Source organism: Burkholderia sp. Nafp2/4-1b, from assembly GCF_003635165.1.
Lineage (GTDB): Bacteria > Pseudomonadota > Gammaproteobacteria > Burkholderiales > Burkholderiaceae > Burkholderia.
Genome location: NZ_ML058607.1, coordinates 89958 through 112520, shown reverse-complemented (window position 1 = coordinate 112520; position 22563 = coordinate 89958). Strand labels below are relative to the sequence as shown.

General features: G+C 67.0%; 18 protein-coding genes. 9 read left to right on the top strand and 9 right to left on the bottom strand.

Features of this window, described 5'->3' with window-relative positions; genetic code table 11:
- The first annotated feature begins 3 nt into the window (after window positions 1–3).
- Window positions 4–900, top strand: coding sequence for an oxidoreductase (locus C7H84_RS18110; RefSeq protein ID WP_121860097.1), 897 nt, complete (start codon window positions 4–6; stop codon window positions 898–900).
- A gap of 27 nt (window positions 901–927) precedes the next feature.
- Here C7H84_RS18110 and C7H84_RS36435 read toward each other — a convergent pair whose 3' ends face one another.
- The 9 genes from C7H84_RS36435 to C7H84_RS18065 all read right to left on the bottom strand — a co-directional run bounded on the left by C7H84_RS36435 (window position 928) and on the right by C7H84_RS18065 (window position 11765).
- Window positions 928–1098 (bottom strand): hypothetical protein, encoded by a 171-nt coding sequence (locus tag C7H84_RS36435; RefSeq protein ID WP_162999306.1) that lies wholly within the window; start codon window positions 1096–1098, stop codon window positions 928–930.
- Window positions 1099–1119: 21 nt separating this feature from the next.
- Window positions 1120–2040, bottom strand: coding sequence for a DUF72 domain-containing protein (locus C7H84_RS18105; RefSeq protein WP_121860096.1), 921 nt, complete (start codon window positions 2038–2040; stop codon window positions 1120–1122).
- Window positions 2041–2293: 253 nt separating this feature from the next.
- Window positions 2294–4258 (bottom strand): phosphatase PAP2 family protein, encoded by a 1965-nt coding sequence (locus C7H84_RS18095; protein WP_121860069.1) that lies wholly within the window; start codon window positions 4256–4258, stop codon window positions 2294–2296.
- Between the two features lie 230 nt (window positions 4259–4488).
- On the bottom strand, window positions 4489–6012 hold the full coding sequence (locus C7H84_RS18090) for a GGDEF domain-containing protein (RefSeq protein ID WP_121860068.1): 1524 nt from the start codon (window positions 6010–6012) through the stop codon (window positions 4489–4491).
- A gap of 217 nt (window positions 6013–6229) precedes the next feature.
- Complete coding sequence (locus C7H84_RS18085; RefSeq protein WP_121860067.1) at window positions 6230–7702, bottom strand: NAD-dependent succinate-semialdehyde dehydrogenase; 1473 nt, start codon at window positions 7700–7702, stop codon at window positions 6230–6232.
- 106 nt (window positions 7703–7808) lie between these two features.
- The gene (locus C7H84_RS18080) at window positions 7809–8300 is read right to left on the bottom strand and encodes a winged helix-turn-helix transcriptional regulator (RefSeq protein ID WP_006749694.1); all 492 of its coding nucleotides are present in this window, start codon (window positions 8298–8300) and stop codon (window positions 7809–7811) included.
- An 84-nt stretch (window positions 8301–8384) separates the two neighbouring features.
- Entirely contained in the window at window positions 8385–9785 is a 1401-nt protein-coding gene (locus C7H84_RS18075) for an aspartate aminotransferase family protein (protein WP_121860066.1), read from the bottom strand.
- A 182-nt stretch (window positions 9786–9967) separates the two neighbouring features.
- Complete coding sequence (locus C7H84_RS18070; protein ID WP_121860065.1) at window positions 9968–10894, bottom strand: glyoxylate/hydroxypyruvate reductase A; 927 nt, start codon at window positions 10892–10894, stop codon at window positions 9968–9970.
- A 10-nt stretch (window positions 10895–10904) separates the two neighbouring features.
- Window positions 10905–11765 (bottom strand): GNAT family N-acetyltransferase, encoded by an 861-nt coding sequence (locus C7H84_RS18065; RefSeq protein ID WP_121860064.1) that lies wholly within the window; start codon window positions 11763–11765, stop codon window positions 10905–10907.
- Between the two features lie 97 nt (window positions 11766–11862).
- On the opposite strand from C7H84_RS18065, the gene C7H84_RS36430 reads away from it, so the two are divergent.
- From C7H84_RS36430 to C7H84_RS18030, 8 genes are all read left to right on the top strand, one after another.
- A complete protein-coding gene (locus tag C7H84_RS36430; protein ID WP_162999305.1) occupies window positions 11863–12195 on the top strand; it encodes a hypothetical protein in 333 nt (110 codons plus the stop codon).
- A 65-nt stretch (window positions 12196–12260) separates the two neighbouring features.
- Window positions 12261–12929, top strand: coding sequence for a haloacid dehalogenase type II (locus C7H84_RS18060; RefSeq protein ID WP_121860063.1), 669 nt, complete (start codon window positions 12261–12263; stop codon window positions 12927–12929).
- 194 nt (window positions 12930–13123) lie between these two features.
- Entirely contained in the window at window positions 13124–14662 is a 1539-nt protein-coding gene (locus C7H84_RS18055; protein WP_121860062.1) for a methyl-accepting chemotaxis protein, read from the top strand.
- A 466-nt stretch (window positions 14663–15128) separates the two neighbouring features.
- Complete coding sequence (locus C7H84_RS18050; RefSeq protein WP_121860061.1) at window positions 15129–16901, top strand: PucR family transcriptional regulator; 1773 nt, start codon at window positions 15129–15131, stop codon at window positions 16899–16901.
- Between the two features lie 250 nt (window positions 16902–17151).
- Entirely contained in the window at window positions 17152–18243 is a 1092-nt protein-coding gene (locus C7H84_RS18045) for a DUF917 domain-containing protein (protein WP_121860060.1), read from the top strand.
- Entirely contained in the window at window positions 18240–19820 is a 1581-nt protein-coding gene (locus C7H84_RS18040; RefSeq protein WP_121860059.1) for a hydantoinase/oxoprolinase family protein, read from the top strand. The genes C7H84_RS18045 and C7H84_RS18040 overlap by 4 nt, the downstream gene beginning before the upstream one ends.
- 86 nt (window positions 19821–19906) lie before the next feature.
- Window positions 19907–20950: an extracellular solute-binding protein gene (locus tag C7H84_RS18035; RefSeq protein ID WP_162999304.1), complete on the top strand. Its 1044-nt coding sequence runs from the start codon at window positions 19907–19909 to the stop codon at window positions 20948–20950.
- 94 nt (window positions 20951–21044) lie between these two features.
- Window positions 21045–22526, top strand: coding sequence for a DUF3138 family protein (locus C7H84_RS18030; RefSeq protein ID WP_121860057.1), 1482 nt, complete (start codon window positions 21045–21047; stop codon window positions 22524–22526).
- Window positions 22527–22563: the final 37 nt, after the last annotated feature.

Below are 22563 nucleotides of genomic sequence, written 5' to 3'. Positions count from 1 at the left end.
ACCATGACAACGTCTGACTACCCGAGCGTCGCCCTCGTCGGTCCCGGCGCAATCGGAACGACCGTGGCCGCCGCCCTTCATGAAGCCGGCCGCACACCGGTGATCTGCGGCCGCTCGGCGCACGAGCAGCTCACGTTGCGCGTCGATGGCGGCGAAATCGTCGTGCCCGGCCCCGTACTGACCGATCCGCACGCGGTCACAGGACGGTTCGATCTTGTATTCGTTGCAGTCAAGGCGACGCAGGTCGCGAGTGCGGCACCTTGGGTCTCCGCGCTGTGCGATGCGAAGACCGTTGTCTGCGTGCTGCAAAACGGTGTAGAGCAGAAAGCCACTTTCGCACCGTATGCGGCCGGCGCTGCGGTCGTGCCATCGGTCGTCTGGTTTCCTGCGCAACGCGAGTCGGGCTCATCGGTGTGGCTGCGTGGCCAACCGCGGCTCACCGTGCCCGATACGCCGGCGAGCGACGTGGTGGTCGCGGCGTTGCGCGGCACGCGATGTTCGATCGAGATTGCCGAGGATTTCCTTTCGCTCGCGTGGCGCAAGCTTTTGCAGAACGCAGTCGCCGGACTCATGGTGCTGACCGGTCGACGCGCCGGCATGTACTCGCGAAGCGACATCACCGAACTGTCACTTGGCTACCTGCGGGAATGTCTCGAAGTCGCCCGTGCGGAAGGGGCGAAGTTGGGCGATGAAGTGCCTCGGGAAATCGTTGAAGGATTCCATCGCGCCCCGCCCGATCTGGGTACGTCCATTCTTGCCGATCGGCAGGGCAACCGCCCGCTCGAATGGGACTGCCGGAATGGAGTTGTACAGCGATACGGCCGAACGCACGGAATTCCGACGCCGATCAGCGATCTGGTCGTGCCGCTTCTCGCGGCCGCGAGCGACGGCCCGGGCTAGTAGGGCGCCGGCGGTGCCCCAATCGCGCTACGTCCGGTCGCGATTGCGTGCGCGTGTCGCGCCGGTGATCACCGCGATGCCGAACAGAATGACGGCCACGATCTCGATGATGTGTTGCGACACGTGCAGCGTCATCAAGCCCCATGCCACACCGGCGATGAAAATGATCCAGCCGAGCAGGTAGATAAGCAGGGTCATCGTTTTTCTCCTTGCGGTGGGTTAATCGTGCGATCCGGTCGCCGTGTCGTGCGCCTCCACGTCGAGGCGCTCCATCAGGCGCCGCGCGTCGAATGGCGCCTTCGTTTTCGTGTCGTTGTCGAAGTAGCAGTACACGTCCCGCGCTCGCGCGCGCGGCGGCGGCAAATCCGGTGCGATCAGACGCGCATCGGCAGGCTGTTCGCCGCGACGCCACGCCTCGATTTTGCGCGCCCAGTGCTCGAGCGACTCATCCGAGTATTCACCCGAGTATTTCGTTTCGGTGCCGTGCAGCCGCATGTAGACGAAACTGGCGCTCAGGTCGTCGAACTGCGGCCACGGCTCGGTCGAATCGGACACGACGAGCGCGACCTTGTGGCGGCGCAGCAGCTTCACGAAACCGGGATCCACGAAGCTCGGATGACGGATTTCGATCGCGTGGCGCATCGCCCGCTTGCGATCGATCTGCAGATACGGCGTCCTGACGCGGCCGTCGTGCCGCTTCGCGAGCGCGAGCGCGGCTTCCGTATCGTGCGGCAGCAGGTCGAGAAAGCGCGTCATGTGATCAGGGTCGAATCGCAACGACGGCGGAAATTGCCACAATATCGGGCCGAGCTTGTCCTTCAGTGCAAGCAATCCCTGTGCAAAGAAATTCGCGCACGCGACGGTCGCGGTGTCGTCGCGAAAGCGCAGCATGTGGGTCAGGTAGCGGGCGCCTTTCACGCTGAACGTGAAGCCCGGCGGCGTATCGTCGTACCAGTGCCGCCAGCTCGCGAGCGCCTGCAGGCTGTAGTGGGTACCGTTGATTTCGATCGTCTGCATGCGGCCGGATGCGTACCGCAGTTCCGCCGCCTGCTTCAGCCCTTTCGGATAGAAGGTACCGCGCCAGCCGTCGTAGCGCCAGCCGGAAATGCCGATGTGGATCTCGCCTGATTTGCTCGTCACGTCGCTGCCCGGAGGTCCGATGAATCGTCGGACGAGCAACGCGCGTGCCCGCTCGTGGAACTGATGTTGTTCCGGGGCGAGGAGCCGTCAGGCCCCCGATGCGTCGCGTGCATTCATGGCATTCATGAAGACCGTACCGGCCGCCGCGATCCTGCGACAGAGCGGCATCGACCCGCGTTGACGCGAGTGTCGTGACGGCGCCCGCGACGGGGCGTTCGAAGCGCTGAACGTCCCGCCGCGTCCCGCCGCGCGCTTACGACGCCGACAACGTGACCGACACGCCCGTCGCCGTATAAACCGGCGTTGCCTTGAACCCGTCGACCGTCACAGTCGAGAACTTCGCGGCGGCCGCCGCGCCGTCGATCAGCGCGATCGTGTCGCCGGCCTTCGGTACGTAGCCGTTCACGAACTTCACGTGCAGCGTGCCGCCGACGACCGTCAGCGCGCCACCGACGCGCAGGCGTCCGCCGCCGTTGCCGTCGATGTCGAGTTCGAGCGTCGTGTTGTCGAGCTGCGTGTAGCGCGTCGCGATCGTCACCGGCGTCGAGGCCGCGATCCGTACGCTGCCGCCCGAGCCGACATACACGTCACCGGTGCCGAATGCGCTTGCCGATGCGGCGGCGAGCGTGCCGCCGCTCACCTGCGTGCCGCCCGTATAGCGGTTGTTGCCGGCGAGCGTCAGCGTGCCGGAGCCTTGCAGCGTCAGCTTGCCGGCGCCGGCGATGTCGTTGCGCCACTGGTCGGCCGCATTCAGCCCGCCCTGCGATGCGTCCATCGATACGATCACGTTGCCGTTGAATGCACCGTAGCCGTCGCCCGCGGCAAACAGGTTCAGGCGTCCCCAGCCTTCCGCATCGTCCATCACCGGATAGCCGGACTGCACTTCGGTGGTCTTCAGCACGACGCGCCGCTGATCCGCGCTCAGATACGGGAAGCGCGTCTGCAGCAGGATTTCCGCGCCCTTCGGCACCACGGGCGGCGCGTCGGTCGATTCGATCGTGCCGAAGCCGAACGTCATGCGGCGCAGGAACGCGGCCTTGTTCGCGGTGTAATCGGCGAACCGGTCGGTGGCCGTCGTGCCCGAGTGCGCGAACGCGGCGAACGTCGCGTCGGTCGTCCCCGTGAGCTGCTGCAGCGCCTGGTGCGCCTGGCCGTACGCGGCCTGCGCGTCGCTGGCGAATGCGGTCAGGTTCGCCGCGCTGACGGCCAGCGCGAGCATGCGGCCGCCGATCACGTCGAGCGGCGAGTGCATGCCGGCGAGGATCCGGTTCTCGCCGAGTTCGAGGCCGCGGCTGATCATTTCCTGGAAGCGTTCGGGCACGAGCCACGCCATCGTCGTCGCATCGCGCATCGCTTCGGCCGAGTGGCCGCTGATGAAGCCGCCGTCGGTCGCAGGCGTCGTGCTTTCGGCGGGAACGAGCGTCGGCGCGACGACCACGCTCGTGCTCCAGCGGTACGGCCGCGCATACTTGTAGAAGCGCTTCGACGGCTCGGTCGACGCGTTGCTGCCCATCTCGTTGAGCAGGTCGACGACCTTGCCGAAGTTCGAGTTGGTGCTGCTGCCAACCCCGACGTTGTTGCCGGCGTCGTTGTACAGCACGGTCGTCGCATCGGCGGGAATGCTGGTGATGCTGGTCGTTTGCTGAGCCGCGGTGCGCCATGCGTCGGTGAGCGGCCCCATGCCGTCGGTCACGCTGTAGCCCTTGCCGCGCCGGTCGTCGAAGTACGCGGCGTCGGCCTGCTGCTGCGTGCGCGCGGTCGTTGCATTGATCACATATTGAACGTTGGCGGCCAGCACCGTGTCGTTCAGGATGGTGCCGCACGGCGTGCCGCTGCCGGGCAGGCCCGAGCAGGTGGATGCCACGATCGCGGGAAACGCGCCGTTGGCCGGCGCGTTCACGCCCGCATCGACAAGCATCGTCGACGGCTGCCACAGGTCGAGGAAGCGGCTGACCACGCGCACCGCCGCGTTGGTCGACAGCGTCGCATAGCGCGCGTCGCCGCGCTGGTTGGTCGCGATGTTGTCGACGAACGCGGGCACGCTCGGCACGGGGGCGCTGTCGACGAAGCCGGGGTCCGCCGGCGGCGCCGGTACCGCGGCGGCGGTCGTGGTCGTGTTCGACGACGCGACATCGTCGCCGCCGCCACAGGCGACGAGTACGAACACGCTCGACAGCGCGGCGACATGCAGCGGGAAACGGCTCCGTGACGCAAACATGCAAAACTCCATCCTGAAGGTCGAAGATGGCGGATTGTCGGCGTCGATCGTGACGCAGCCGTTAAGGATTTGTTGCGCGTCGCGGTCGGCGGGCCTGAATTCTCACTATTTGGTGAATTCGTGATGCTGAACGTTTGCGGGCGACGCGAACGCCTCGTCGAACCAGTGCTGCGACGGCCGGATTCGACCGGCGCCGCGTGCGCGTTTGAACAGGATCGGAACCGGCGCAGTCAAGCCGGTTGCTGCGCGAGCGGCTGGGCTTCGGCGCGGCACACGCGGTTTCTGCCGTGGCGCTTGGCCGCATAGAGCGCGAGGTCCGCCTGATGCGACAGCGCATGCACGGAGCGCGGGTTCGCGCGATGGCCGGTCGCGCAGCCGATGCTGACCGTGAACGGCGGAATCGTCGCGTCGAAGCCGTCGATCCGGTTCTGTTCGACGGCGTGCCGGATCGCTTCCGCGACCTCCGCGGCACCGCTTTCGTCCGTATCGGGCAGCACCGCGACGAATTCCTCGCCGCCGTAGCGCGCGGCGATGTCGCCGCGCCGCCGCACGTTCGCGCGGATGCATTCGGCGAGAAAGCGCAGCGCCGTGTCGCCTTGCGCATGGCCGTAGCGGTCGTTGTACTGCTTGAAGTGGTCGGCGTCGATGAACAGCACCGACAGGCTGCCTTCGCTGCTGCGCTGCAGCCGCTCCCATTCGTCGACCAGTGCCGCGTCGAGCGCGCGGCGATTGTGCAGGCCCGTCAGCGGATCGGTGCGCGTGAGGTCGGTGAGCAGCGTCTGCTTGCGCAGGTTGTCGCGCAGCGCGAACGCGAGCAGCCACACGACCGCGCAGAACAGCGCGCCGATGACGGACGCCGACACGCCGACCGTCCACGACAGGCGCGTGATGCCGGCCAGCACGTCGCGCTCGGCCGGCGCGACGACGGCGATCAGCGGCGTGCCCGGCACCTGCTGGTACGTATACAGCCGCACGATGCCGTCGATGCTCGAGCGCGCCGCGTAGAAGCCCGATTCGCGGCTCACCATCCGGTCGAACGACTTCGACCTGCGCAGCCGGATCATCTGGTGATCGCTCAACGGCGGGTTTCTCGCGAGGATCGTGCCGTCCGCGCGCAGGATCGCGCTGACGCCGTGCGTCCCGACGTTCAGGCGCGACAGCAGCCGATCGAAGTACGCGAGGTCGATGGCGACCACCGCGATTCCGTCGAACGTGTGATCCGGTCGTTCGATGCGCCGCGACAGCGCGATGGATTCCGTGTTGCCGCGCGAACGTGCGCGATACGCCTCCGACACGTAGAGGCCGACGTTGTCCGCCTCGCGGTGGACCTTGAAGTAGTCGCGATCGCTGAAGTCCCAGTTGTGGGTCGGCCCGCAACAGCCGTCGATCAGGTGCCCGTGCCGGTCGGTGACGCCCATGCCGGTCACGTATTGCGCGGCCGTGCGCTCGAACAGCACGTCGTGGCGCAGCCCCGCCTCCATGCGCACGATCGCGGGGTTGCCGAGATCGGCCGCGAGCGACACGAGCGCGTTGTTCGACGTTTCGACGGTGCGGCCGATCTCGCTGACCAGCACCGCGGCGACGTTGCGCGACGTCTCGTGCGCATGCTCGACGACTTCGCTGCGCGCGGCCCATAGCGTGGCCGCGCTGATGCCGAGCGCGGCGAGCGACATCAGCGTACCGATCACGCCGACGATCAGGTGATGGCGCCCGGCCCAGTCGGCAATTTTCTCGATCGAAGTGGATGCAGGCATGCTCGCGCTCGTGCAGGAAAGCCGGCCGCAGGGGCAGCGGCGCCGGTCAAATCCGGGTTAACGGCAGATACGCCCGGAAATCGAGGTCCGCACGCGACGCGAAGGCCGAACGAATGCCGGCAAACGTGTGCGGCGCGGGCGCCCGCCGCCGGCGCTGCGCCGCGCAGCGGTGAACCGGCGAGGAACGCGGCGGGATCGGGCGCGCGGGCGCGCCGCTTCAGTCCAGCCCACCCTGGCACAGGTACTTGATCGACAGGTAGTCGTCGAGGCCATAGCGCGAGCCTTCGCGCCCGTAGCCCGATTCCTTCACGCCGCCGAACGGCGCGGCCTCGCTCGCGAGCGCGCCTTCGTTGATGCCGACGATGCCCGTTTCGAGCCGCGCGGACACCCGTGCGATGCGCCGCACGTCCTGCGTATAGAAATACGCGGCGAGCCCGAACGGCGTGTCGTTCGCGGCGTCGACGGCTTCGTCCTCGGTGTCGAAGCGGAACAACGCGGCGACCGGGCCGAAGGTTTCCTCGCAGGTCAGCTGCATGTCGGCGGTGGCGTCGGCGAGCACCGTCGGCGCGTAGTAGTTCGGCCCGAGGTCGGTCAGGCGCTTGCCGCCCGCCAGCACGCGCGCGCCGCGTTCGAGCGCGTCGCCGACGTGTCGCGCGATCTTGTCGACCGCGCGCGCGTTGATCATCGGGCCGATCTGCGCGGCCGGGTCGGTCGCCGGCGCAACCTTCAGCGCGGCGACGCGCGCGGCGAGCTTCGCGGCGAACGCGTCGTAGACGCCGGCCTGCACGTACACGCGATTCGGCGACACGCAGGTCTGCCCGCCATTGCGGAACTTGGCGGCCATCAGCCCGTCGACCGCCGCATCGAGTTCCGCATCGTCGAACACGATGAACGGCGCATTGCCGCCGAGCTCGAGCGACAGCTTCTTCAGCGTCGCCGCCGACTCGCGCGCGAGCAGCTTGCCGACGGCCGTCGATCCGGTGAACGTGATCTTGCGCACGCGGGCGTCGGCGAGCCAGTCGGCCGCGGCGTCGATGCCGCGGTCGCGCGATGCTGCGATGAGGTTCAGCACACCGGCCGGCACGCCGGCTTCCTGCGCGAGAAACGCGAGTGCGAGGGCGGTCAGCGGCGTGTCCTCGGCCGGCTTCGCGACGACGGTGCAGCCGGCCGCGAGGGCGGGCGCGATCTTGCGCGCGATCATCGCGAGCGGGAAATTCCACGGCGTGATCGCGGCGACGACGCCGATCGGCTCCTTCACCGCGCTGAGCCGCTTGCCGCGCTGCTGCTGCGGGATCAGGTCGCCGTACGTGCGCGTCGCTTCCTCCGCGAACCACAGCACGTACGACGCGCCGTATGCGACTTCGCCGCGCGCTTCGGCCAGCGGCTTGCCCTGCTCGCGCGACATCAGCTTCGCGAGATCGTCGGTGTGCGCGACGATCGCCGCATGCCATGCGCGCAGGATCGCCGCGCGTTCGCGCGCGGGCGTCGCGCGCCACGCGGGCAGCGCGCGTGCCGCGGCGTCGGTGGCGGCGCGCGCGTCGGCGGCGCCGCTGTCGGGTGCGTGGGCAACGATGTCGAGCGTCGCGGGATCGGTGACGGCGAAGCGGCGGCCGTCGAGCGCGTCGCGCCACGTGCCGTCGATCAGGTTGGCGGTGCGCAGGAGTTCGGTGCGGGTCAGCGTAAGCGGCATGACAGGTCCTTGGATGAGCCATTCGGCGCGAACGGCCCCGGCGCGGGCGCGCGACTGCCCCGCGCGGACAGCGTGCTGCCGCGTTGCAGGGTGCCGCGCCGGTGCGTTAGTGACGTTCGCCGAACAGCGATTCGAGCGGATAGTGCCGTTTGACGAACGGCGACTTGATGATCACGTAACTGAAATACTTCTCGATGCCGATGTTCTGCTCGAGCAGCCCTTCGACGATCGTCTGGTAATGGCTCACGCTGCGCGTGATGAACTTCAGCAGATAGTCGTAGCCGCCGCTCGCGAGGTGGCATTCGACGATCTCGTCGACGTTGCGGATCGCCGCGACGAAGCGGTCGAAGTCCTCGCGGCGGTGGTCGGCCAGCGTGACCTCGGTGAACACGACCTGCACGTCGCCGAGCTTTTCCAACTGGATGTGCGCGCCGTAGCCGCCGATGTAGCCGGCCTTCTCCAGCCGCTTCACGCGGATCAGGCACGGGCTGGGCGACAGCCCGACCGCATCGGCCAGTTCGACGTTGGTCATGCGGCCGCGCTTCTGCAACTGGGAGAGGATGCGCAGGTCGATGCGATCCAGCTTGCTGTCCGTCATGTTCACGTGAGTCGGAAAAAATGGAATGTCCGGTTACTTTAGAGTCGAACGATGGCCGCCACAAGCCCGGCTTTCCCTTGGCCGTCAGGCCGGCTGCGCATGCGCGGCGTCGAGCGCGCGCTGCACGCCCGTGTCGGCCAGCACGTCGTCGAGCGTGTTGCGCACGCGTTCGAACATCAGGTCGAACTCGCCCGCGGTGAAGCTCAGCGCCGGCGCGAAACCGAGCACGCCGTCGCCGAACGCGCGGAACACCACGCCGTTCGCGTACGCGGCGGCGGCGATCTTGTCGGGCACGTTCAGCGCCGGGTCGAAGCGCGTCTTGTGCGCCTTGTCGGCGACCAGTTCGAGCGCGCCGAGCAGGCCGACCGAACGCGCGTCGCCGACGAGCGGATGCGCGCGCAGCGCGTCGAGCCCCGCCGCGAAGTGCGGCGCGAGCGCCTGGCCGTTCGCGAGCAGCCCGCCTTCGTGATAGAGCTTCAGCACCTCCAGGCCGATCGCCGCGCTCACCGGATGCGCGGAATACGTGTAGCCGTGGCCGACCACGGCCGAATCGGCGCGATTGCCCGCGATCCCTTCGTAGATCTCGTCGGACATCAGCACGGCACCCATCGGCGCATAGCCGGCGGTCAGGCCCTTCGCGACGGTCATCAGGTCCGGGTCGACCTGTTCGCGCTCGCACGCGAACAGCGGGCCCGTGCGGCCGAAGCCGGTGATCACCTCGTCGGCGACGAACAGGATGCCGAGGCGCCGGCACGCGTCGCGCATCGCCTTCAGCCAGCCGGCCGGCGGCACGATCACGCCGCCGGAACCCTGCACGGGTTCGCAGAAGAACGCGGCGACGTTGTCCGCGCCGAGCTCGGCGACCTTCGCTTCGAGCGCGGCGACGGATGCGGCGATCAGCGCCTGCGGATCGTCGCCGAGCGGATGGCGGTACGGGTACGGCGACGGAATATGGTGCTGGTCCGCGCGCGGCAGGTCGAAATGGCGGTGGAACGCGGGCAGTGCGGTGAGGCCGGCACCGATCGACGACGAACCGTGGTAGCCGCGTTCGAGCGCGATCATCTGCTTTTTCGACGGGCGGCCGGTCGCGTTGAAATAGTGCGTGATGAAGCGCACCGCGGAATCGATCGCGTCCGAGCCGCCGAGCGTGAAGTACACGCGGTTCAGCGACGGCGGCGCGAGCGCGGCAAGGCGCTCGGCGAGCTCGATCGCCGGCTGCGACCCGAAATGGAAATAGCCGGTCGCGTACGGCAGCTTCGCCATCTGGTCGGCGGCGGCCTTCACGATGCTGTCGCGGCCGTAGCCCACGTTCACGCACCACAGGCCGGAGAACGCATCGAGCAGCGTGTGGCCGTCGCCATCACGCAGGAACACGCCGTCCGCGGATTCGAGCACGGTGACGCCGCGCGCCTCGTGCGCACGGTAATTGACGACGGGGTGGATCAGGTGTTGACGATCGGCTTCGATCAGCGCGGCTTGGTTCATGGCAGGGCGGGACTCTCGTCGAGGTGTCAGCGGTGAGTTCATGCTACCGGGCGAGAATTCCGCACGCGCCTTCAAATTGCGGCCTGAAACGTACGTACGTGGTGTTTGTGCGGGGCGCTGCGGCATTTTCTGCTGCGCGTCCCGCGGGGCCGCGTGCGCACGTCGGCGCGGCACGCGTCGGGTCAGTAGCCGCGCGTGCGGTCGACGACGCCGACCATCGGCTGCCCCGCGCGATGGCGTGCGAGGTTCGCGAGCACGGCGTCGACCGCGGTGTCGGGGCGCGTCGCGCTGGCGATGTGCGGCGTGATCCGGATGCGCGGATGCATCCAGAACGGATGGCCGGCCGGCAACGGTTCGGGGTCCGTCACGTCGAGGATCGCGCTGTCGAGCCGGCCGCTCGCGAGCGCCGCGAGCAACGCGGCGTCGTCGAGCTGCGGGCCGCGCCCGACCTGAACGAGCGACGCGCCGGCCGGCAGCGCGTCGAACACGCGCGCGCCGAGCAGCCCGCGCGTGCTGTCGGTGAGCGGCAGCAGGCAGATCAGGATGTCGGTGCGGGCGAGGAACGCGTCGAGCGCCGCGTCGCCCGCGTAGCAGTCGATGCCGTCGAAGGTACGCGGCGTGCGGCTCCAGCCGGCGCACGGGAAACCGAAGCGCCGCAGCATGTCGAGCACGGCCTGGCCGAGCGTACCGAGCCCGAGCACGCCGACGCGCCGCGACGCGGCCGCGCGTACCGGTTTTTCGCGCCACACCTGCGCGCGTTGTTGCCCCGCGTAATCGAACAGGTCGCGATGGATCGTCAGCACGGCCTGCGTCACGTATTCGACCATGCCTTCGACGATGCCCGGCTCGATCATCCGCACGACCGGGATGTGCGCGGGCACGCGCGACAGGTCGAACTGGTCGATGCCGGCGCCGACCGAGAACACGACCTCGAGATTCGGCAGCAGCGTGGCGGGATCGTCGGGCGGCTGCCATGCGGCGAGATAGCGGACCGCTTCAGGATCGCCGAGGTCCGGCCAGATCCGGAACGGCAGATCGGGCGCGTTCTGCGCGAAGCGTTGCGCCCATTGCGCACCGCGCACCGGGTCAGCCTTGTAGAGGAAGCTCATCGCGCGCCGCTCAACCGAGCGCCTGATTGACGATCGCGAACGGGCGCAGCGCCGGATCGCGCGCGGGCGCCGCGCCGCGCGCCATCGCGACGACGGTGTCGACGCGCGGCAGCCCGAGCCCCTGCAGCCAGTCCGACAGCCCGCTGTCGCCCGGCACGTCGAGGCGCACGAACATCCCTTCGTGCAGCGCGAGCCAGTGGCTGATCAGCGCCTGTGCGCGCAGCGCGTCCGGCGCGACGACCGGGCCGATCACGTGGCCGCGGCCGAAGCGGCGGAACAGCGCGAAGCCGAGCAGTTCGCCGTCGCGATCGAGTGCGATCCCGTTCGCGACGTCGAGGAGCGCCTCGATCACCGCACCGCGTCCGTAGCCGGCCGCGCGCGATGCGAGCGCGGCGAGGCGCGGCCCGTCGTTGGTGCCGAGCGGGCGCAGCCGCTCGCCCGGCGGCAGCGAAATCAGCGGCGGCTGGAACGCCGCGCCCTGGTGCTGGTCGATCGTGCCGATCGCTTCGAAGCCGAATTTGACGTACAGCGGTTCGCCGGACGGCGTCGCGTGCAGGAAGATCGTGCGCGCGCCGAGGCTGTCGACGACGCGCGCGAGCAGCTCGCGGCCGATGCCGCGGCCCTGGTGCTCGGGCGACACGATCACCATGCCGAGCGACGCATGTGCGTCGCCGAAGCGCCAGCCGAGCGCGGTGCCGACGATCCCGGCTTCGTCTTCGGCCACGAAGCCGCTGCCGAGCTGGAAGGCGAAGCGCCAGTCGTCGAGCCGGTGCGGCCACTTGACCGCTTCCGACAGACGATGCGCGGCCGGCAGGTCGGTTTCGGCGAACGGCCGATAGGTAAGCGTACGGGAAGGATTGAGGTCGGACACGCCGGACTCCGGATGGGTGGGAATGACAGGTCGACTCTGCCAGCGACCCGGCGGCGCGGATAGGACGATTCGCCTGTTTTCGGGCGGCACCGGCCGCTTGCGCGCGATCGACGCAAACCCGCTCGATCGGCGTGAACGAACGCGCGGTTCGTGCCGGCGCGGCCCGTCAATCCGCCAGCTCCTGCTGTGGGAATGTCACTACGATGAAGGCACGGTGTCGCTGCCGCTTGCCGCTTGCCGATGGCCCGCACCGGCTGGCGGCGCCGCGCGGTTTCGCGCCGCTCGCCGGTCGGCCGGCACCGGCCGCGCCAGCCGCACCAGCCGCACCAGCCGGGTCGCACCGCACATCGTGCTGCACGCGCCGGGCAACTTGCGGCGATTGTGCGTTTTGAGCGGCGCCGAACGATGCGCGCAGGGTTTTTTGCCCTGATTCAATTTCGTACAACCCAGCCCGTCCCCGGCCCTGCCGGGGCTTCACACCGACAGGAACGCACCATGATCCAGTTTGAACCGAAGTTCATCACCTTCGACTGCTACGGCACGCTGACCCGTTTCCGGATGGCCGAGACGGCGCGCGAAATCTACGCGGACCGGCTGTCGCCGGTCGCGATGGAGGAATTCGTCCGCGCGTTTGCCGCCTATCGGCTCGACGAGGTGCTCGGCGCATGGAAGCCGTACCGCGACGTCGTCGTCAACTCGATCCGCCGCACTTGCGCGCGGGTCGGCGTGACGTTCGACGAGGCCGAGGCCGAACGCTTCTATCACGCGGTGCCGACGTGGGGCCCGCATCCGGACGTGCCGGCCGGCCTGTCGCGGCTCGCGAAAAAGTACAAGCTGGTGATCCTGTCGAACGCAATGGACGACCAGATCATGAGCAACGTCGACAAGCTCGGCGCACCGTTCCATGCGGTGTTCACCGCGCAGCAGGCGCAGTCGTACAAGCCGCGCATGCAAGGCTTCGAATACATGTTCGACAAGCTCGGCTGCAAGCCGGAGGACGTGCTGCACGTGTCGTCGAGCCTGCGCTACGACCTGATGACGGCCGAGGATCTCGGGATCAAGCACAAGGCGTTTGTGAACCGCGGCCACGAGCCGGGCACGCCGTTCTACAACTATTACGAAGTGTCGGACATCGGCCATCTCGCGACGCAGCTCGGGCTGTAAGCCGCCCGCGCCGGCAGATCCGTCGATCGTCGCGACGGGACGGGACGCGGCCGCGATGCCGCCGGGGCCCGTCGCGACCCGTCACGCGTTCGATCAGCGCACGGAACGAGGGTAATTACCGATATTGAGCCGTTCAAGGGCGGGCCGCCCGGGCCGATATATGTACCGAACGGTTAATAACGAGAGGCCCTCGCATGAAGTTGTCCACGAAACTGCTGATGCTCGTCGCCGCGGCGCTGCTCGGCGTCGCATTGCTCGCCGCGTTGTCGCTGCACACGCTGCGCGACGCGCTGATCGACAGCCGCCGCGAAGAGATCGTCATTCTGCTGACCAAGGCCGAGCATCTGGTCGATTCGTATCGCGCGCTGCAGACGAACGGCACGCTCACGCGGGAGCAGGCCCAACAGCAGGCGAAGGTCGCGCTGTCGGCGCTCAACGCGAATTCGAAGAGCTACTTCTGGGTCACGACGTCCGACGGCGTCAACCTCGTGCATCCGAATGCGAAGTTCATCGGCACGCGCGCGAAGGGCAACCGCACGACCAGCGGCCTCACCGACAGCGAGGCGTACCGCGCCGGGATGGCGCAGGCGCATTTCGCGCTCGTCGACGTGCTGATCAAGCGCAGCCCCGACGCGGACGTGGAGCCGAAGCTCCAGGGCGTGGTTCCGATTCCCGACTGGGACTGGTGGATCGGCACGGGATTCTTCTACGACGACATCAATGCGGCGTTTGCGCGGCTTGCGATGGTGCTGGGTGCCGTTACGCTCGTGATCGCCGCGGCGCTCGCGGCCATCGCATGGGGCGTGCTGCGCAGCGTCAGGCGGACGCTCGGCGGCGAGCCCGCGCATGCGACGCAGATCGCGGCCCGCATCGCCGCCGGCGAGCTGGACGTGCAGTTCGATACGGCGCACGCCGCGCCGGGCAGCCTGCTTGTCGCGCTCGGCGACATGAAGGCGCGGCTGACCGAGACCATCGCCGAGATCCAGACCACGACCCACTCGATCGCCACCGGCTCCGGCGAGATCGCGCAAGGCAACCTGGACCTGTCGCAGCGCACGGAGCAGCAGGCCGCATCGCTGCAGGAAACGGCCGCGAGCATGGAGCAGATGACGTCGACGGTCAAACAGAACGCCGACAATGCGCGTCAGGCGAACGCGCTCGTGACTCATGCGAAGGAGGCGACGGAACTCGGCGGCGCCGCCGTGCAGGAAGTCGTCGAAACGATGCGGCAGATTTCGGATGGATCGGTGCGGATTGCCGACATTACCCTCGTCATCGAGAGCATCGCGTTCCAGACCAACATTCTCGCGCTGAACGCCGCGGTCGAAGCCGCGCGCGCCGGCGAGGAAGGGCGCGGGTTCGCCGTCGTGGCGTCGGAGGTGCGCTCGCTCGCGCAGCGCAGCGCCGCCGCCGCGAAGGACATCAAGGGGTTGATCGAGGCGTCGGTTGAGCGCGTCGGCAGCGGCAGCCGGCTGGTCGAGACGGCCGGCGCGCGCATGACGGAGATCGTGCGCTCGATCGACCGGGTGGCCGACATCATGGGCGAGATTTCGGCGGCGTCGGCCGAGCAGAGCACCGGCATCGAACAGATCGGCCTGGCGGTCGCGCAGATGGACGAAGTCACGCAGCAGAACGCCGCGCTCGTCGAGCAGGCTGCCGCTGCCGCGTCGTCGCTGGACGAGCAGGCGGCGCGCTTGCGGGCCGCCGTGTCGGTGTTCAGGCTGGCGGCGTGACGGGTGTGTGATCCGGTCTCCTTCACGCCGTGCCGGCGCAAGCCGGCGTGCGCGCCGACGTGCCGGTGACGGACGCCCCACCGCACGGAATCACGGTTTCTGACGGCCACACGCGTGTGTACGAGTGCGCCCGGTTTCCGGGCGGTTTGGCCGATCCTCGGCCGTCTCCCGGCCACGTCCCAGCCGCTTCCCGGCTACTCCCCGGCCGCTGCTCGGTTGCTGCCCGACCGCCTTCCGGTCGTTTCCCGACAGCTTCCCGGCCGCTTCGCCTTTGCCTCCGGCTGCCTTCCGCCAGTCATGGATTCCCGGGTATTCCGGCCACTTTTGTGGAGAAATTCATAAAACTTCCAGGCGGAAGTTTCATGAATTTCTCCACAGTTTGCACGGTGCTTTCCCTTCGCAAGCAGCGCTTCGATGACCATGGCGAAAGCTCTACTGCGATCCAGGCGCAGGTCGTCGGGGCGGGTTGCTGGCAGCGACAGACATCACGCTGGACATCAATATCGCTCGCGCCGGCATGCCGCGCCCAGCCCCGCTTCCCAGTCCTCGAAATCCAAGGCTCCCCAAACCCGTATTGGCTGAGTATCATCCCGCACTTCGCGGCGTAGAACCGGCTGTCCGAACGAAGTGGCAGTCGACGCCGGAGTACACGGGAAACGGTATGGGAATGACGGTCGACGAGGCGTCCCGCATCGGCGGGATGAAGGAGGCACGCCTGATCGCCGGCAAGGGCGGCCAGTCGAATGTGGTGAATCATGTGAATGTGCTCGAGACGGTCACCGAGTACGAAGAAGAGTGGGACATTCGCAATCATCTGTTCTTGACGACACTGAGCTTTACCGGAAGTGACACGAATCGGCAACTCGCGCTGATCAGGCAATTGAGCCGCGGCGGTTGTGCGGCACTTGTGTTTCAGGCCGGGCTGATCGATCCGTTGCAGCCGGCGGTATTGCGGATGGCGGACGAACTCTCACTGCCACTGTTCGAACTTCCGCTCAGCGTCGATTACGCGGAGATCCTTACCCCGCTCATTTGCGCCGTTCAGCGTGAGGACGGTTACGTCGCGCGCGAGGCCGGCGCGATTCAGCAGCAATTGCTGACGGAAATGCTGAATGGCGGCGGATTGAATACGCTCGTGTCCTTGCTCGCGCGTGTTCTGCGACGCTCGGTTGCCGTGCTGGACGATCGCGGCGTGCTCTATGCGGCGTCGGACGATTGGAGCGCCGCCGACATCGCCGCCAATCTGCCGGCATCCATTGTCCCGACCCGGACCGTCGTCAGGAAGGCTGCTTGGATGGTTGCCCTCGGCCGCCGGCCCGATACGCCGGTCGACGGTTACCTGATCGTGAACGTGCCCGACGGCCAGGAGCCCAGTCCGCTGGAAGTCGCGACGATGGAACAGGCGGCGGCACTTCTCACGCTGGAACTGACGAAACAGCGCGTGGCCGACGAGGCCTACGCCGAACCGTTCAGGGACTGGCTCGTGCATCTCGCCGCGGGCGACGTCGACCGGGCGAATGCGCTGGCGCTGGCGAAGTCGCTCGATCAGTCGTCGCTGAGCGTCGCGGTTCTGTTCGAGCCCGCGCGGCCATCGTGCGATGCGTCGACGCCGCTTGAGGCAAGAGGCCGGGCGATCTGGCGTGCAATCTATGCAATCGAATCGAAGCCGCTGGTGTTCGAGTGGGACGCTCGCTTGCTCTGGTTGCCGTCGATTCCGCGCGGCGCGTCGGCCGGCGGCGTGCGGCAGGCGATCGACATGCGGCTTCGCCGGATCTGGGAGCGCCTCGCGGATACCGGCCGCGAGACCTGGCGGATCGCATGCGGCGCGCCGGTCGATTCCGCGTTGGACCTCTATCGCAGCGTGCTGGATGCCCAGGCGGTATTGGCGCTCGATGCCGCCGCGCTGGCCGAAGGCCCGGTTGCGTACGACGACGTCGCGCTCGACGTGTTGTTCCGCCAGATCGCATCGCAGCCGGCCGCGCGACGCTGGATCGACGGCATGGTCGGTGCGCTCGCGAGTCACGACCGGGCGCAGGATAGCGAACTCGTGCGCACGCTGGAAACCTTCTTCGATGCGGGCCAGTCGCATAAACTGGCGGCCCATCGCCTCGGCATTCACCCGAAGACGCTCAAATACCGACTGGACAAGATCGAGCAGATCGTCGGTTGCGTGCCCATCCGGGACGGCGCCCAGTTCGCGCTGCACTTCGCGCTGAAGCTGTCGCGCAGCGCCGGCTGACGCGGTTTCGCCCCGCAAGGCTGCGCTGCGCGACTGCCCCGTTATCCCGCCGGGATAAACGCCCCGCATCCCGTTGCGTATCTTGTCTAATGACCCTCCGAATTTGGCGCCCGATTCTCGGTACCACGCTGCCGGATGCGCTTTGCATCCGGCGTGGCGATTCAACCCGAGAACCAAAGGGGCACTCAAGACATGGAACGACGGACAAATGGACCGGGCAGTCTGCCGGGCGCCGCGGCAGGGGGCAGGCATGCGGCTGCTTAACGAAGACGCGGTCAGAAACATCGCACTAGGCGCTGCGGTCCTGGGCACCGGCGGCGGCGGCGATACGGCGATCGGGCTCTACATCGCGCTGGACGAAATGCGCCGCAATGGCCCGATCGAACTGCTGGACGTGAACGAGGTGCCGGCCAGCGCGCTGATCCTGCCGACATCGATGATGGGCGCGCCCGCGGTGTCGATCGAAAAATTGCCGTCCGGGCGGGAGCTGGACATCGTGTTCGACGATATGCAGGTCGCGCTCGGCAAGCGGGCGTTCGCGACGATGCCCGTCGAGATCGGCGGCGGCAATTCGCTGGTGCCGCTCATTCTGGCCGCGCGTCGCCGGCTGCCGGTGGTCGACGCGGATGCGATGGGGCGCGCCTTTCCGGAATACCAGATGGTGTCGTTTCATCTGCATGGCCTGGCAGCGCGCATCGCCACGTTTGCCGACGAGCGCGGCAATCGCGCGACCGTGCATCCGTGCGACGGCGAGTGGGGGGAGCGCCTCTGCCGTCCGCTGGTGGATGCAATGGGCGCGAACGCAACGGCTTGCGATTTCCCGCTGACCGGCGAGGAAGTGCGCCGGTGCGCGATACCGGGCACGGTCACGCTGGCCGAGGAGATCGGCCGGCTGATCTCGCGGGCCGGCGACCGTCAGACCGGCAACGTCGTGACCGATCTGGTCGACGCGCTGAACGGCTACCTGCTGATCGAAGGGAAGATCGTCGACCTGAAGCGTCGCACGATGGGCGGATTCACGCGCGGCTCGATGACGATCGCGGGCATCGAGCAGGACATCGGACGCAGCGTGACCGTGAATTTCCAGAACGAGTTTCTGGTCGCGCGGGATGCGCAAGGCGTCCTGGCGACCACGCCCGATCTGATCACGCTCGTCGATCATGAAACCGGGCACGCGATTCCGACCGAAACGCTGACGTACGGCATGCGTGTCGCGCTACTCGCCTGCCCGTGTCACGACCAGTGGCGCACCGAGGAGGGCGTCCGGACGACCGGCCCCCGGTATTTCGGCTACGAAGTGGACTACGAGCCGGTCGAATCGATCGCAAGGAGGCGCGCATGACCGTCTATCGAATCGGAATCGACGTCGGCGGGACGAATACGGACGCCGCGATCCTGAATGAAAACCTGACCTGCATCGCGACGGCAAAGGTGCCGACGACCGTCGACGTGTTCGGCGGCGTGCGCACCGCCATCGAGCAGTTGCTGTCGGATACCGGCATTGCGCGCGACGAGATCGGGCTGGCGATGCTCGGCACCACGCATTGCACCAATGCGATCGTCGAGCGCAAACGGCTGCAGCGCGTCGGCCTGCTCCGGCTGGCCGGCCCCTCGTCAGCGTCCGTGCCGCCGCTGGCCAACTGGCCGCGCGAACTTGCGGCGGCGGTCGGTTTGGAATGGCGCATCGTGGGCGGCGGTTACGAATACGACGGCCGCCTCCTCAGCAAGCTCGTCGAGAGCGAGATCCGGAACACCGTTCGCCAATGGCGCGGCAGCGTCGACGCGATTGCCGTGTGCGGCGTGTTTTCCAACATCAATCCCGAACAGGAATGCGTGGTCGAGCAGTGGGTGCGGGACGAGCTCGGCGCCATTCCCGTCACGCTTTCGCACCGGATCGGATCGGTGGGCTTTCTGCCGCGCGAGAACGCATCGATCCTGAATGCCGCGCTGGGCGACGTGATCGAGGACGTCATTACCGGTTTCGGCAACGCGCTCAAGGCGACGCGGCTCGACCATGCACGCGCGATGATCGGACAGAACGACGGCACGCTGATGCTGGCCGAGGTCGCCCGTGCGTTCCCAGTGCTCACGATCGGGTGCGGACCGACCAATTCGCTGAAGGGCGCGGCGTTTCTGTCGGGGCGCAAGGACGCGATCGTCATCGACGTTGGCGGCACGACCGCGGACATCGGGATGTTGATGAAGGGGTTCCCGCGCCAGTCCGCACTCGCCGTCGACATCGGCGGCGTGCGGACGAACTTCAGGATGCCGGACATCATTTCGCTGGGAATCGGCGGCGGTACCGTGATCGCGCGCGGTCCGGACGGCGCGCCAGTGATTGGCCCGCAAAGCGTCGGCTATCGTCTGACGAGCGAAGCGATGGTGTTCGGCGGATCGACGCTGACGTTGACCGACGTCGCGTCGGTTCTCGGCACGGGGCTTTGCATCGGCGATCGTGTGCCCGACGTGTCGGCCGGCTTTTGCCGGGTCGCTTTCGATACAGTGCTGCGGCAACTGGCGGGCGGTGTCGAACGCATCAGGACCAGCGGTGCGCCGTTGCCGGTCATCCTGGTCGGCGGCGGAAGCGCGTTGTTTCCCGACCGCATCGATGGTGCCGACGAAGTCATCCGGCCGGCCAACTTCGGCGCGGCCAACGCGATCGGCGTAGCGATCGGCGACGTCAGCGGCGAGGTGGATCGCATCGTGACGATGCGCGACGACAGCCGCGACGAGACGCTGGCATCCTTGCGCGAGGAAGCGATCCGGGCTGCCGTTCACGCGGGCGCCGATCCGGCCACGGTCGAGATCCTCGAGCAGGAGGATGTGCCGCTTTCCTATCTCCCCGGCAATGCAACGCGGATCCGATTCAAGGTGGCCGGCCGCCTCGTGTCGCAGGCGAACCCTTCACATCTTCGATAGGTGCAACAGCCATGTTTACTCAATCCAGTCTGAAGGCGATCCGCGCGGCGGTTTCGTGCGCAATCACGGCGGCGATCTGCTGCACGGTGGCGCATGCCGACGACGCCAAAGTACTCCATGTCTACAACTTTTCGGAGAACATCGCGCCGGGCACCGTCGACAAGTTCGAGAAGGAAACGGGCATCAAGGTGACGTACGACGTCTACGACACCGACGACACGCTGATGACCAAGCTGCTCGCGGGGCGGTCCGACTACGATATTGTCGTGCCGAGCAACAACTATTTCGCGAAGGAAAAGGAGGCCGGCCTGTTCGCGCGGCTGGACCTGACGAAGTTGCCGAATCTAAAGAATCTCGATCCTCAGATCGTGAATCTGATCAAGGTCAACGATCCCAAGGGCGAATATGGCGTGCCGTACGTGTGGGGCATCACGGGATTGGCCTACAACCTGACCGAGGTCAGGAAGCGCGCTGGCACGGACGCTCCGCTGAACAGCTGGGACATGCTGTTCGACCCGAAGTGGGCCGGCAAGCTGAAGTCGTGCGGGATCTCGCTGCAGGACAACGGCGGCGAGACTTTCCAGGATGCGTTGTTCGGAGCGAAGCTCAATCCCGATACGCAGGATCCGAAGGACTTCAAGACCGCGTTGGAAAAGCTCAAGGCGATTCGCCCGTACGTCACACAGTTCAGCTCGTCCAGCTATATCGCGGATCTTGCGGGCGGAGACGTGTGCGCCGCCGTGGCATATTCCGGCGACGCGCAAACGGCGAAGCTCCAGGCGAAGGCGGCCGGACGGAAATTCGATCTGACCTTCGTCATTCCGAAGGAGGGTGCGCCGCTCTGGGTCGACATGTTCGCCATTCCCGCGGGGGCGCCGCACAAGGAAAACGCGATGAAGTTCATCGATTTCATGTTGCGCGCGGATGTATCGGCCATGCAGACCAATGAGCTCAAGTACCCGACCTCGGTCAGCGCGGCGCGCCCGCTGATCGATCCGAAGATCATGAATGATCCGGCCATCTTTCCGCCGCCGGAGGATATGAAGCGGGTGACGCTCGAGAAGCCGTTGCCGATCTCCCTGATGCGTCAGATCAATCGGGATTACCTCGAGCTGAAGGCCGGCCGATAGGCGGAAGCGACGCCGCATGGCGGCGTCGCACGCGATGAATGCCAGGCTTATTGATTTGCATAACGAAATAATTGGCAGGGTGAGGAGACACGAGATGAAAAGGCGGATTGGAGCGTTGCTGGTGGCTTGCGTGCCGGCGGTTTCCCACGCGGATGCGGTCGTCGACGAGCTGAAGGCGCAATTGCAGGTATTGCAAAGAAAGGTGGACAGTCTGGAGCGGTCCGCGAAGGATGCGCCGGTGAAGTCGGGGAGCGCGAGTCCGGGCGTTTCGGAGGCGGAATTCGCCGATCTCAAGCAGCAGGTGGCCAGACAGAATCTGCAGGTCGAGACGCTGAGCACGGCGGCGAGCGAGGGGCCGACCGCCGGCCTGTCGATCACCGGCTATCTGGACCCGATGTATCTGTACAACCGGAACGCGCGCAGCGGCGGCGTTTCGTTTCTCGATCACAACAGCGGGTATACGTACTATGGCGGCAACATGGGCGACGTGTACCTCGACATCAAGAAGACGTTCGGCGTCGGGCCCACCGCGCCTTCGGCCGAAATCCAGATTCAGCCCAACCGGGGCGCCGGCAATACGACGCTCGACGGCGCCAGGGGCAACAACATCTTCAATACGGCCTTCGTGACGATCCCGCACGACGACACGAACCAGTTTCTGTTCGGCCTCATGCCCAGCGTCGCGGGCTACGAATCGCAGCAATCCAACCTGCTGCCTACGCTGACGCACAACCTCCTGTACGACTTCAGCATTCCCGGCTATTTCGTCGGCGCCGGATACAACGGGTCCAAGGGCGATTACACCTGGAAGGTGATCGTCGGCAATGCGCAGAACCTGACGCACGCGGCGATTGCATCCGATTCGAGCGGACGCGTGCATACGAGTCTCACGCCGATGATCAACTGGCGGATCGATCGCAGCAAGGGGGCCTGGGACGTGGGCTGGGCGGGTGCAATCGGCCGGCAGGCGATCTATTCGGGCAATGCCGGCGGGGAGTGCACGTCGGGAGGGTTCGGCTACAACTGCACGGCCGCGTCGCCGTTTTCGACCTACATGTTCATGGACATCGATGCGACCTACTCGGTCGCGGACACGACGTTCAACGCGGAATTCGACGTCGGCAAGCAGAAGCATGCAGCATGGAACGGACAGGATGCGACGTGGTGGGGGCTTTCGATGCTGTACACGCGCAAATGGCACCTGCCGACGATCGGGCTGATGGGCGTCGCGCTGCGCTGGGATTATCTGAACAACAGCCGCAACGGTGGCGGTGGCGGGAATACTTATGTCGGCGGCAGTGCGTTGTCGGGCATGGCCTCGGCCGGAACCGACGGCCTGAACGGCTTCGGCATCGACCCGTCCTGTCTGGCCGCGTCGAGCAACAACGGGCTCGAATGTCGCGGGGCCAACCGGCAGGACGTCGCGTTCGATCTGATGTTCTATCCGGCCGTGAACTACACGATCAAGGTCGAATACCGTCATGACTGGGCAAACAAGAACGTGTTCCAGCGCGCCGACGGCTCGTGGCGGAAAAGCAATGACGTGATCGGAACGACGCTGGTCTATACGTTCTGACATCGCGCATGACGCGTACCGGCGCAATCCGGTTTCA